Origin of the sequence: Streptomyces zagrosensis (genome assembly GCF_014203645.1) — a bacterium.
Taxonomy (GTDB): domain Bacteria; phylum Actinomycetota; class Actinomycetes; order Streptomycetales; family Streptomycetaceae; genus Streptomyces; species Streptomyces zagrosensis.
Genome location: NZ_JACHJL010000038.1, coordinates 19,810 through 32,501 on the forward strand (window position 1 = coordinate 19,810; position 12,692 = coordinate 32,501).

Sequence of the window (12,692 nt, forward strand, 5' to 3'; positions counted from 1 at the left end):
CAACGCCAGGCCGATCGGGTACCGCTGCCGTCGGCACCGCAGCTGGGTGCGAGGCAAGAAACGAACGCGGCGAAAGGCAGCGGTGAACAAAGCATCGATTAATCGGTGGAACGGTGTGATGGCAGAAGCACGCCGCATCCAGACGGTTCTGCTCCTGGACCCGGCACTCAGCGCTGGTGGCCAACCAGTCCGTGCCGACCGCGTCAGCTCAGCTCGTGCTGTTTCCGGTGCTTCTTCACCCAGCCCCGGAGTATCTCCGGGTTCGACTCAAGCTCGCGAGCTGTCTCGGATATGGCCCTGCTGAACCGGAGCGCGATCTGTCAACGGCCTCTTGATCGTCCCGCTGGCGGCAGGCTTGCAGACCGGGAACGGTCGTGATGTGGGCGCGTAACCACTGGGCGTGCTCCATGGTCTCGCGATCGTGGCAGATGCTGCCCAGGTAGACCGGTCGCATGGTCACCCCACGCTTCAGCAGCCGGGCGTTGAGCGGGCGTGAGGCCTGCCTGTTGCCGAGCCGGGGTTTGTGCGGTGAGCGGTGTGCATCTCTTGCTGAGAGCGGCAGTTGTTGGCTGACGTGGCGAGTGGCATCGAGGCCGGGGAGGCCGTGGTGAGTGGGGGCGCCGTGGATGCCGGGCTGGTTGCCGGGCTGGTGGCCCGGGTCTAGGCCGGTGGGGTGGAGCTCACCGTGGAGGGTGGCTTGCTGCAGCAGTTGACGAAGCAGGTGCTGAAGTTCGCGCTGGAGGACGAGCTCATTGATCATCTGGGCCGCGAGCCCGGTGGGCGGGCCGAGGGTGGCCGAGAGAACTACCGCAACGGGCACCGGTCCAAGACGGTGATCAGCGAGTCGGGAACGGTCGAGGTCGCGGTGCCGCGGGACAGGGCCGGGTCGTTCCAGCCGTAACTGGTCAAGAAGCGCCAGCGGCGTCTGGGCGGCGTGGACGAGATGGCCCTGTCGCTGTCGGCGAAAGGACTCGTGCACGGGGAGATCTCCGCTTTTCTTGCCGAGGTGTACGGCGCGAAGGTCTTCAAGACCACGATCTGCACGATCACCTGCAGTGTTATGGCCAGCATGACCGAATGGTAGAACCGTCCGCTGGAAGCATCTACTCGGTCGTCTTCATCGACTGCGTGAAGGTGAAGGTCAGAAACAGGCAGGTCGCCAACCGGCCCGTCTACATGGCTGTGGCGGTCACCGCCGAGGGGCACCGGGATATTTCCGGGCCTGTAGATCGGTGACGGCGGGGAGGGCGCGAAGTACTGGCTCCAGGTACCAATCGAGATCAAGAACCGCGGTGCGGCCGATGTCCTGATGCTGTTTTGTGACGGCCTGACCGGTCTCCCGGACGCCGAGAACGCCGTCTGGCCTGCGGCGATCGTCCAGACCTGCGTCGTTCACCTGCTGAGGAACGGCTTCCGTTACGCGGCCCGGCAGGACTGGGAAAAGATCGCGAAGACACTCAGGCCCGCCTGCACCCCGCCGACCGAGAAGCCGCCCTGGAGCGGTTCGTGGAGTTCACCGACGCCTGGGCCAGAGGTATCCGGCGATCGTCCGGCTCTGGGCGGCGGCCCGGGCGGAGTTCGTGCCCTTCCGTCATCCGCCGTCGAGGTCCGGAAGATCGTTTGCACCACGAACGCGATCGAAAGAATCAACGCGCGCATCCGCAAGGCCGTCCGGGCCCGGGGACACTTCCCCACCAGCCAGGCCGCCCTCAAATGCTTCTGCCTGGCCGTCATGAGCCTGGACCCGACCAGTACCGGACGTAAACGCTGGACCATGCGCTGGAAGACCGCGCTCCAAGCCTTCGACATCGCCTTCGACGGCCGACTCACCACCGGACGCCACTGAACAAAACTAACCGAGTTCCACCATTCATCACACAAACCCAGCCTGGGAGGAACTGCACGGCCTCCTGCGTAGGCAGCTCATCGCGGGAGAACTCGACGATGAGATCCGCCACTGCGGCCTTCACTGACTCGACTCGCCATTGATACTCGATCAGCTCCTTTTGTTGCCGTGCGAGGAGGATGTCCATCGACAGCCTCTGGCTGACGGGTTACACCAAGGCACCGTCCCGTAATCGGCGGTCCGCACGCAGACAGTGGACGCCTCCGGACGGCTCGACGTTTTGGTCAACAACGTCGGTGTCGCGGCCCGCCCGGAAGCGCCGTCGAGATGTGGACCTCGAGGCGTAGACCATTGTCTGCGCCTCAATCTGACTCGACGGCGCTGATCCCCCTTGCCGCCGCCCCCCGCATGTGCGCCGTCGGCGGCGGGTCGAGCGTCAATAGGTCCTCGGTGGTCGGCCTCGTCGGCGGCCACCCGGGCGTTGCGTACCCCCTGGCCAAGGCCGCGATCATCGGCCTCACCAAGACCACGGCCGCGCACCGCGGGCACGAGGGAATCCGCGTCAACGCCCCCGCCCCCGGTTACGTTTACACCCCGGTGGTCCACCCCCAGGGCTTCGACGACGCCGCCCGCGAACAGCGCAGACTCACGGCCCCGCTGGCGACCGAGGGCACCGGCTGGGACGCCGATGACGCCGTCCTGTTCCTCGCGGGCCCCAGGTCGGCTGGATCACCGGGATTATCCTTCCCGCCGACGCCGGGCTCACCGCGACACTCAGCGCCGGCAACACCCCGTCAGTGACCTCCGCCTCTCGCCCCGTGCCATGACGTCGCGCAGATTCTGCCCCGCGGCGGCGATAACCGCGGTGGCGACTGCGGGCATGGTCGGGAAGTGGAAGTGCAGCGCTGCGCCGGTCACGCCGGCTGATGGCGACGAGCAAGACGAGACCGTACCCCTCTTTGCTGAGGTCTCCGGCCGCAGTGGCGACCAGCGCGTTGCCGGTCCGTAGGGCACTTCCCTTTAAGGCTCAAACACAGGTGGAGCAGGCTGTGTGCGGTTCCGCATCGCCTATCTCAGCCGCCTCAGCCGGGTGGCAGCCTCTTGCCTGCGGGCCGGCGGCACGTGCTCCGCGCACTCAGCCGCGTAGATGCCGATGAGGTCGTGGAAGCGGTATGTGGGGCCAGGGCCCTCCTCCAGCAGGTGATGGGCAGCCAGGAGCGCGAGCAGCCGACGGGCGGTCTCGTGGTCCGTGCCCGCGAGCGTCGCGGCGCTCTCCACCGTCAACGGACCGGTGTGCAGGCCGAGATAGCGGAACATCCGTGCCGCGTCCGTCGGCAGTGAGCGATACGACCCCTCGAAGACGCTGGGCATGCTAGCCACCGCGTCGTCCTTCACCGTAAGCCATTCGAGCCGGCTGTGTGCGGCCGCATACTGCTCGACTAAGGCACTCAGCGGGACGTCCGGATGGGTCGCGAGGCTTTGGGCGACGATGCGCAGCGCCAACGGCAGCCCTCCGCACAGCGACATCAGGCGCTCGGTGATCGGGCCCGGCCCTTCAAGCCGTCCGCCGCTGAGCCGGACCAGCAGACGCGCTCCTTCCTCGTCCGTCAGCGGCCCGATCGTGACCAGGCGCGCGCCGTCTCGCGCCGCGAGCCCGGTCATGCGCTGCCGGCTCGTCACCAGGACGGCGGACGAGCCCCGGGGTATGAGCGGGCGCAGCTGATCGGCATGGTGTGCGCCGTCGAAGACAAGCAGCATCCTCTGGCCGTGCAGCAGGCTGCGGTACAGGGACGCGCGGGCGGCCTCTCCTGGGGGCATCCGCGAGCAGTCGACGCCAAGGCTGCCCAGGAGCTGGCCCAGGGCGTCGACGGCACTGACCGGCCGCGCCAGCACTCCGGTGCCGCGCAGGTCCACGTACAACTGGCCGTCGGGGAAGCGGTCGGTGAGCCGATGCGCGAGTTCCAGGACGAACGCCGACTTGCCAGCGCCTGCCGGGCCGTCGACCACCGCGACCGGTGTCGCGGCGTCGCCCCGCGCACGCTCGCTGTTCACCCACTCCTCGAGGTGTCCGAGCTCCTTGACGCGTCCCACGAAATCGCGTGTTAGAGGCGGGAGTTGGGCAGGTCTAAGCGTGTCGTGCACCGCACTCTGCCGAGCTGCGATCAGCGTGGACACGGGGTCCTTGCCAGACAGTATTTGCTCGTGGAGGGTGCGCAGCTCGGCGCCGGGCCCCACGCCGAGTTCCCTGGCCAGCAGTTCGCGGGTCTCCTCGTACATCCGCAGCGCGTCGGCCCGGCGCCCGCTGCGGTACAGCGCCAGGATCAGCAACCAGCGCAGCTTCTCCCGCAGCGGCTCGTCCGCCACCGTCGCCGGGAGTTCGGTGACCAGTTCGGCGTGCCGGCCGGCCGCCAGCATGCCGACGGCCCACTCCTCCACGGCGGTAAGGCGTAGATCCCGCAGCCGGTCGCGCTCCATCGCGGCGAAGGGCCCGGGAACCCTGGAGAAAGCCTCGCCGTGCCAGTGCGACAGGGCCTGTTCGTACAGCCGCAAGGTCGCGTTCACATCGCCCTCGCTCCGCGATCTGCGTGCGTCGCCCAGACCCCGGGCGAAGAGTAGGGCGTCCACGGCCTCGGGGGCGACGCGCAGGCAGTACCCTCCGGCCTCGGAGGTGAGCACCACACCGGCCGCCCGGCCCCGGCGCTCGGGCTCGATGACCCGGCGCAGCCCGGCGATGTACGTGTGCACGCCGTTTACGGCGGTCTGCGGTACGTCGCTGCCCCACATGGCGTCCACGATGTTCTCGACCCCCATGACGTCGCCGACGCGGCTCGCGAGTAGGGCGAGGGCGGCCCGCTGCTTGGGCGGGCCGAGGGCCACCTCCACGCCATCACGCCAGGCGCGAACCGGCCCCAGGAGCTGTATGCGCAGAAGTGCTTCCGTGGTCGCCATGGGGGCTCCACCTTTCGAAGAGACGTTTCCCTCCGCACGTAGGCCGCATCGACGGACGTACGCCACGGGTACCGGTGGGCGGTGGTGTCACGCGTCGTGCTGTTCCGGCGTTGCCGCGGCTTTCGTGACGTCGGCATCGGCGGTATCGGTCTTGGTGGCATCGGCTGTGGTGACGTCCGCGTCCCTGGCCGGGCCCGCTTCGGCGGTGTCGGCGCCGGTTCCGGGGGCCAGCGAGGCCTTGCGTAGCTGCGGGTTCACTGCGCCGAGGAGCACGGCGCCGCCGAGGGCGAGTAGCCCCCCGCTGACCACGGAGGTGGCCGCGGAGAAGAACTGGGCGACCGCTCCCGCTCGTGCATTGCCCAGGGCCGGCGCGAAGTTGGCCTGGGCCAGCCAGAGGCTGGTCACCCGCCCGCGCAGCCGGTCCGGTGTGTAGTGCTGCAGCAGGGCGCTACGCAGCACCTCCGAGATGAGGTCGCCGGCTCCGGCCAGGGCCAGGAACAGCAGGGCGAGGGGCAGGGAGGTCGTCAGGCCGAAGCCGACGACCGCTGCAGCCCACACCATGCTCGCGCCGATGACCACCATGCCCGGGCGGCTTACGCGGCTGGTCCAACCGCTGGTCGCCGCGCCGATGATCGCGCCGAATCCGGGTGCCGCGGCGAGCAGGCCGAAGGTGGTCGCGCCGCCGCCGATGTTCTCCATCGCAAGGGCCGGGAACAGGCCCTTGGGCATGGCGAACAGCATCGCGCTGGAGTCGATGATCAGCACACCCGCCAGCACGCGGTTCCTGGCCACGAACGAAAGGCCCTCACGCAAGGGGACACCGTCGCGCTTGTCCTGGCTCCGGCCCACGGGCGGCATCGGCCGGATGAACACCACCGCCCCCGCGAACACCACGAATCCCACGGCGTTGGCGACATAGCAGATGACGATGCCCGGCCCGGCGATCAACAGTCCGGCGATGGCGGGGCCGAGCATGTAACACAGCTGTGTGGTGATGCCGTTGAGGGCGCCCACCGCGGCGAGGCGATCCGAGCCGACGAGGCTCGGCACCGCGGCGTACGAGGAGGGAGCGCCGAGGCCCGCGGTCAGCTCGATCAGGGCTGAGGCCGAGATGACCACCGCGAGCGAGGGTTCGTCCAACAGACTGTTGGCCGCCAGCAGGACGGCCAACAGAATGCCCGGCAGGCGCACCATCATGAGCACTTTGCGACGGTCCACCCGGTCGGCGAGCTTCCCGCCATACATCAGGCCGGTGACCATGGCGACGCTGCTGATCACGGCGTTCAAGCCCACGGCGAGCGTGGAGCCGGAGATCTCGTAGACCTGCCACGTCGCGGCGGTCTCGGTGAGCGCGCTGCCCAGGAGCAGTCCGACGCGCCCTGTGAAGAGCCAGCGGTAGTCGCGGCTCTCCTTCAAGGGCCTCACATCGATGACGAGTTGACCTAAGCGCATGGAGCCATGCTACTTGGTGACGCATATTGTGCAACAGAACGTTTCATCGCTTAGTTTGATTCCTGCCACCGCACACCGCATGTCCCGGGCATGCCGAAGAAGATAGGCCGGTATGGACAACAGGTTCCTCGATGCCGCCGTCACTCTCATGGACGGCGTGGGCTGGGACAGCGTGACGCTACAGGCCGTCGCCGACAAGGCGGGCGTCTCGCGGGCGACCCTATGGCGGCAGGTCGGTGGAAAGGACGCGTTGCGCGAGGCTCTGCTGCACCGGCTCTCCCGGGACTATCGCGACGCCCTGTGGCCCGTGCTCACCGCGGAGGGCACCGGCCGGGAACGGTTGCGGCGGGCCCTGGAGCAACTGTGTTCCGTACTCGACCGGCATCTGCCGCTCCTCGCCGCCTTCGACACGGCGTTCCACGATGCCCCGTCAGGCGACTCCGACGAACTGCCCACAGGGTTCGTGCAACCGCTCGCCCGCCTGGTGCGCGACGGGGTGGCAGATGGCTCCCTGCATCCACCGACCGACTGCGAGCAGGCGGCCAGCCTCGTGTTCAACGCGGTGTGCTGGCCCTATGTACATCTGCGCCGGCATCACGCGTGGCCACCTGACGAGGCGCGCCGCCTGCTGCTCGATCTCGTGCTGAAAGGTGTCAGCTGAACTTCCGGAGCATGTCCTCCGGGATGATCGGCTGGTGGTAGGTGCACTCTCCCGAAAGCACCGTCGAGCCGTGCAGCCGGGACATGGGGATGAGCACCTTGTCGCCCTCGTTGAGGGCGATTTTGTGCGTCACGTTGTTCCAGAAGTGCATCTGCCCTGACTCGATCATGACGAGCCGGTGTTCGTCGTGCACATGTGTGGTCGAGGTCTCGTCCGACGACTCTACGAAGGTGTCCAGGTCAACCTCGATGCCCTCGCTCGTGATGTGGTGATCGAGCTTCGCGGCCTTCTCCTGGTACTGCTCGATGTTATCCGCCCACGTCAACTGCTCGGTGACGTCGCGGTCCCACAGGTCAGCGAACCAAACGGCGTCCCGGAAACCGGCGTGGACCCCCTCGATCACCCGACGGCCGAACCGCTGCAGGAGCGGACCGACCAAGTCCTCCACCAGCTGCACCAAGTCTGACTCGGTGAGGGTTTTTTGGGCGTCGAAGAACTTGGTGTCGGCGTCGAGGGTGTGCGCAAGAACGGAGGACAGCGGGATGCGCATGGCCTCCTCGTCGATCTTCTTGTGGAGCAGTGCCCCGATGAAGGCGAAGAGTCGCTCGTGGTTGCGCGAGGTGAAGTGCAGATAGTTGGCTCGGGCGAGGGAAGTCCCCAAACAGAGCTGCCAGTAGGCCCCCTCAGTCGCGACGAGGCCCGCTCCGGCGAGCAGCTTCTCGTACGCGTCCGACAGGTGGACCCACTGCCCGTACGCCTCGACCAGGTGCCGGCGCATCGTTGGGTGCGCAGTGCCGTACTCACCCAGCGCGTTGTGGGCGGCGGCGGCGTTGGACGAGGGCAAGAAGGCGGTCAGTTGCACCAGTAGGAAGGTGCCAGCCTCCTTGCAGCCACGGGCGGACCAGGCCGTGTCGAAAGCGTGCCCTGGCGCAGCGATGCGCTGTTGATACCGCTCTCGGACGTGCCGCTTCAGTGCACCCAACTCGACGGTTTCTAGCGGTTCCCTGACCTCATCCAGAAGCGTGAAGAGGTGCCGCTCCAGGATCGGCCTGGCGAGGGCGGCGTAGGCGCGGTTTCGCGCCGAGTAGAAATGGGCGCCGTCGCTCGCCGCGGTGTCGACGTCCGTCGGCGGCAGGTAGAGAAGCTCGCTGTCGTAGGCGTTCCTGAGCATGCGGTGTCCGAGCAGCGCACTCAGCTTCAGGGCGTTCTCCACCGGCATCGGCTTGCTGTAGTCGAGCCAGTCCAGGTCGTCCGGCCGGACAGGCCGACGGTACGGGTTGTCCTGCGTCGTGAGCTCGTATCGCTCGGCAGCGCGAAACGCCTTGTTCGCCGCGAACTCCTTGACCATGGAATGTGCGTCCCCGGCAGCCGCAAGCTCCGGAACCTCGATGGCTGATGGCATCTCAGTCTTCCCCTCCGGTGGTGGTACTCGGCGAATGATGGAACGGGCACGTGGCATACATGTCGGACTCGTCATCCGGGATGAAGTACTGCCGCCATTCGAAGTTCGATGGATCTCCGTAGTTGCCCATCGACGGGTGTAACGGAGCGACGTCCCACTTTTCGAGGCGGTCTCGAATACGACGGCGCGCGGCGGTGCCCGCCGGCGTTCCACCGTCTATTCCATGAAACACGTTGCGCGGTTGGAAGAGCAATACCAGACAATCGCCCAGATGGCGTGACGCACGCAGTACATGCGTGGGGGCTGCGGCGAAGACGAACATCGCCGTGCCGTGGAAGCTAAATTCCCAGTCCGCGTCGTCGGGGTTCGTGGGAAATCCCTCGGGCCACAGTGTCTCGTCCTGACCGTGCAAGTGCTGCAGAGCGGACCAGAAGACCCGCCCGTAGTCCTCGTGCGTCGTGTCCTTTTTGGGTACGTCGACGAATGCTGCGAGGACCTGCCGACGCTCCGGTGTCGGGCGCGAGTAGTCCAGGAACCCCGCGAGTGCGGCTGCCAGATCAGAGAAGTCGGTGCTGTTCGTATAGGTGACGAACAGCTCGCGCCGCTCGAGCGCACGCCGACCGAAATGGCATGGATATTCCCGGTCGCCCACATTCTTTCGAAAGCACTTCACGGCTTCTCTGAACCAGCCGGGCCCCAGGTCTGGTCCCGCCTGCGGGTCTAACAGGTGAACGCGACTGCGGGCGAGTTCGGAAAACTCGGTCCGGCATGTTTCGAGTTTCGCTCCCATGAGTTCACTCCTTGACGAGAAGGTTCTCTGTCCATTGCCCAAGGTTCGGGTCGCGGAGAATCTCGTAGTGATCTCCCGTGATTTCTCGCGCGCTCAGTCGGCCGGCCGTAAGGAAAGACCAGCCCTCGTCGAGCGATCGTGCTGAATGACTCGGCCGATACAGCGTCGTCTCGACCTGTGCGGGGCTCGGGCGATACGCAGCCGCGGCTCGCAAATTCGCTCCGTACACCTCGACGCGGCGCGCGAAGGAACCAAGACGCAGCGATTCCGGGACGAGCCCGTGCTCACGCGCCCGCTCGAAAGCGTCGAACACACTCCCCGACGCCGGCGCGGGTACGTCCGTCAGGCTGTGCATGCTGGCCAGGTCCTCGACGAAGGCCACTGCGATGTCCTCGTCGGAGGCGTGCGGACAGCCCGGTGGCAGGCTGTCCAGGAGGACCAAGTCCACCTCGCCTGCGGCAGCGCCCAGTTGGCGGGCCATTTCGAAGGCCACCGCACCGCCGAACGACCACCCCAGCAGGGTATATGGACCCTCGTACCCCGCGCTGTCGATCTCCCGCAGATACCGCGCGGCCATGTCTTCGATGCTGCGGTCCGGTTCCTGAGCCGGGTCCAGGCCGTGTGCCTGAAGGCCGAGGACGGGGCGAGAGCGCGTAAGGCGGCGGGCGAGGTCCGCGTAGCAGAAGATACCGCCCCCGACTGGGTGCACACAGAAGATCGGCTTGCCGGAGGCTCGTACGTCGAGAGGTACGAGCACCGAGGAGTCAACCTTTCGCTGTCCCTCCTGCCCACCGGCCAGCAAATCCGCCAGGCCCGCCACGGTGGGCCTGCGGAAGATCTCCGCCAGGGGAACATCGACGCCCGACGCCGCGTGGATCTTCACGACGAGCGCGGCCGCCAGCAGGGAGTGCCCGCCCAGGTCGAAGAAGTTGGCGTCCGGACCCGGTTGGGGCCGGTCGAGCACCTCACCGAAGGCCGATGCCACGAGCCACTCCTCGAGTGTCCGCGGCGCCCCCGACATCTGCTGTCCGGTGTCGTACGCGACCTCGATCCGCGACCGCAACCGGTTGCGGTCGATCTTGCCGCTGATGGTGCGCGGCAGGCTCTCAACGACGTTGAAGAAGTTCGGGACGAGCGACTGGACAAGCCGCGAGGCCAGGTACTCGCGCAGTGGTTGGGGCGATGCGCTCGTGCGTCCGGGCTCAAGGACGACGTACGCGTGGAGCCTGTTGTCTCCCGGAGCGTGCTCCTTGATCACCACGGCGGATTCGGCCACTCCGGCAAAGGAGTCGACGGCCGACTCGATCTCCTCCGGCTCAACCCGGTGCCCGCGGATTTTCATCTGCTCGTCGAGCCGGCCCAGGAATTCGATGCGGCCGTCGGGCAAATACCGTGCGGCGTCGCCGGTGCGATACGCCTTGCCCGCCGGGGCCCCGCTCACCGGGTTGTCAACGAAGCGCTCGGCGGTGAGTTCGGGGCGGTTCACATAACCTCGACCGACCTGGACTCCGGCGACGAGCAACTCACCCGGCGCACCGGTCGGCGCAGGCCGGCCGGTTCGGTCCACCACGTACAACCGGACCTGGTCGAGCGGCTTCCCGATCGTGACGACGTCGTCGTGCAAAATGCGCCCCATGGTGACGTACACCGTCGTCTCGGCCGGACCGTAGAGGTTGTACAGCTCGCATCCGTAGCGGTCGATCACCCGTCGGGCCAAATCGCGGGTCAACACCTCGCCGGCGCTGAAAATCCGACGCAGCGCCGGCAGGTCGCCCGCACGATCGTCGTCGACGAACGTCCGCAGCAGGGACGGCACGAACCCGGCCGTCGTCACCCCGTGCCGCCGCATCAGGTCGGCGAGGTACCTGACATCTCCCTCGCGGCCGTGGTCCGCCACGACGACATGAGCGCCGACCGCCAACGGCCAGAGCATTTCCTGAATGTGGACGTCGAACATCGTCGAGGTCTTGTGCAGCGTCGGCTCGCCCACCGCCAGCCGGTGAGCCTCCTGGAGCGAGTCCACGAGGTTGGCCAGGGACCGGTGCTCGATGACGACGCCCTTGGGATGGCCGGTCGATCCGGAGGTGTAGATGACGTATGCCGCGTTGTCCGGAGCGGAGGAGAAGAGTTCGGCGCCGGCGATCTCCGTGTTGTCGGTCTCCGCCGTGCTGACAGAGAGGATGTTCCGACCGTCGCCGTCACCGGCTACGTTCGCGGCTGTCGCGTTGTGGACCAAGACCACTCGCGCATCGACGTCATCGACAATGAACGCGGCCTGCTCGGACGGGATTTGCGGGTCGACGGGGACGTAGACGCCACCGGCCTTCATGACCGCGAGAGCGGCCACGAGGTGGTCCGTTCCGCGCTCCAGGAAGACCGCCACGGGTGACTCGAGGCCGACTCCGTGCGCAACGAGCCGACGAGCGAGCCGCGAACTCTGCTCGTGCAACTGTCCATACGTCAGGCACGCGTCGCCGTGCGTCACCGCCGGCTGATCCGGAATATTCGCCGCCATCTCGGCCAGGCGCTCGGGCACCGTCGGGACGGCCACGGGGACGGGGATGCCGTGCGTGCCCGCAGCGGCGGCCCGCTCCCGCGGTGTGCGGATGTCAAGCTCATTCAAAGACACGGAGACGTTGTCGGCAATCTCCTGCAGGACGACGCGGTAGTGCTCGCCGAGCCGCTCGACCGTCGCGGCCTCGAACAGGTTGCTGCGGTAGGTGAATTGGCAGGCCAAACCCCCTTCTCGCCGGGTCGCGTCCAAGATCAGATCGAACTTCGTCCCCTGGGGACGGAAGGTCAGCTCCTCCGTGGACAGGCCGTCCAGACTCCAGTCCGCGATCTCCCCGTGGTCGAGCTGGAACATGGTCTGGAACAGGGGGGTTCGGCTGAGGTCGCGTTCAGGCTGAAGTTCTTCCACGAGGCGCTCGAAGGGCAGATCTTGATGCTCGTACGCGTCCAGAGCGTGCTCCCGCACCTGCGCCAGCAGGTCGGTGAAGGATTGGTCGCCCGAAAGGTCGGAGCGCAGGACGAGGGTGTTAACGAAGAAGCCGATCAGGTTCTCCGTCTCGGCGCGATTACGGTTCGCGACCGGCACGCCCACCGCGATGTCGTCCTGCCCGCTGTATCGCGACAGCAGCACCTGGTACGCCGCCAACAGCAGCATGAACACGCTCGCTTGACGCTCCTGGGACAGCCGGTCGAGCTCCGCCACGAGGCCCTCCGGTATCGAGAACTCAATCACCCCGGCCCGCTCGTCCGGGCTGCTCGTATGTGGGAAGTCGGTGGGCAGCGCAAGCGTCTGCGTGCCGTCGAGGCGCTCCCGCCAGTAGATCAGGTCCTTGTCGACGGCCGCCCGGGACTCCTGGCGCGACTCCCAGTACGCAAAGTCGGCGTACTGGAGGGGCAGCGGTTCCAAGGTCGGGGTCAGGGCCATGGTCGGCTCAAGATCCGCCAACGGCCGGTAAAGCGTGTTCAGTTCCTTGATGAAGATGTTGTGCGACCAGGCGTCGGAGGCGATGTGATGCTGGGAGATGACGAGGTAATGCTCGTCCGGGGCGAGCCTGATCAGATGCGTACGGATCGGGGCCTC

General features: G+C 67.1%; 9 protein-coding genes and 1 pseudogene. 5 read left to right on the forward strand and 5 right to left on the reverse strand.

Annotation, left to right across the window (positions count from 1 at the left end):
• Nucleotides 1–721 precede the first annotated feature (721 nt).
• From FHS42_RS38405 to FHS42_RS35200, 4 genes and pseudogenes are all read left to right on the forward strand, one after another.
• Nucleotides 722–1,084, forward strand: a pseudogene (locus tag FHS42_RS38405) (transposase).
• Nucleotides 1,078–1,236, forward strand: a complete 159-nt coding sequence (locus FHS42_RS38410) for a transposase (RefSeq protein WP_281392942.1) — start codon at nt 1,078–1,080, stop codon at nt 1,234–1,236. Before FHS42_RS38405 ends, FHS42_RS38410 begins: the two are co-directional and overlap by 7 nt.
• The gene (locus tag FHS42_RS38415; protein WP_312867174.1) at nt 1,229–1,846 is read left to right on the forward strand and encodes a transposase; all 618 of its coding nucleotides are present in this window, start codon (nt 1,229–1,231) and stop codon (nt 1,844–1,846) included. Before FHS42_RS38410 ends, FHS42_RS38415 begins: the two co-directional genes overlap by 8 nt.
• A gap of 351 nt (nt 1,847–2,197) precedes the next feature.
• Complete coding sequence (locus FHS42_RS35200; RefSeq protein WP_184580280.1) at nt 2,198–2,647, forward strand: SDR family NAD(P)-dependent oxidoreductase; 450 nt, start codon at nt 2,198–2,200, stop codon at nt 2,645–2,647.
• A 267-nt stretch (nt 2,648–2,914) separates the two neighbouring features.
• On the opposite strand, the gene FHS42_RS35205 is transcribed toward FHS42_RS35200, so the two are convergent.
• Complete coding sequence (locus FHS42_RS35205; protein WP_184580282.1) at nt 2,915–4,795, reverse strand: AfsR/SARP family transcriptional regulator; 1,881 nt, start codon at nt 4,793–4,795, stop codon at nt 2,915–2,917.
• 87 nt (nt 4,796–4,882) lie between these two features.
• Nucleotides 4,883–6,247 (reverse strand): MFS transporter, encoded by a 1,365-nt coding sequence (locus tag FHS42_RS35210; protein ID WP_184580284.1) that lies wholly within the window; start codon nt 6,245–6,247, stop codon nt 4,883–4,885.
• Nucleotides 6,248–6,359: 112 nt separating this feature from the next.
• On the opposite strand from FHS42_RS35210, the gene FHS42_RS35215 reads away from it, so the two are divergent.
• Nucleotides 6,360–6,908, forward strand: coding sequence for a TetR/AcrR family transcriptional regulator (locus tag FHS42_RS35215; protein WP_184580286.1), 549 nt, complete (start codon nt 6,360–6,362; stop codon nt 6,906–6,908).
• Here FHS42_RS35215 and FHS42_RS35220 read toward each other — a convergent pair.
• From FHS42_RS35220 to FHS42_RS35230, 3 genes are all read right to left on the reverse strand, one after another.
• Nucleotides 6,901–8,310 carry a cupin domain-containing protein gene (locus tag FHS42_RS35220; protein WP_184580288.1) on the reverse strand — a complete coding sequence of 470 codons (1,410 nt, stop codon included), beginning with the start codon at nt 8,308–8,310 and terminating at the stop codon, nt 6,901–6,903. The two genes, FHS42_RS35215 and FHS42_RS35220, sit on opposite strands and share 8 nt — an antisense overlap.
• A 1-nt stretch (nt 8,311) precedes the next feature.
• Entirely contained in the window at nt 8,312–9,100 is a 789-nt protein-coding gene (locus FHS42_RS35225) for a YqcI/YcgG family protein (RefSeq protein ID WP_184580290.1), read from the reverse strand.
• Nucleotides 9,101–9,104: 4 nt separating this feature from the next.
• The coding region (locus FHS42_RS35230; protein ID WP_184580293.1) for a non-ribosomal peptide synthetase at nt 9,105–12,692 on the reverse strand (3,588 nt) is incomplete at its 5' end.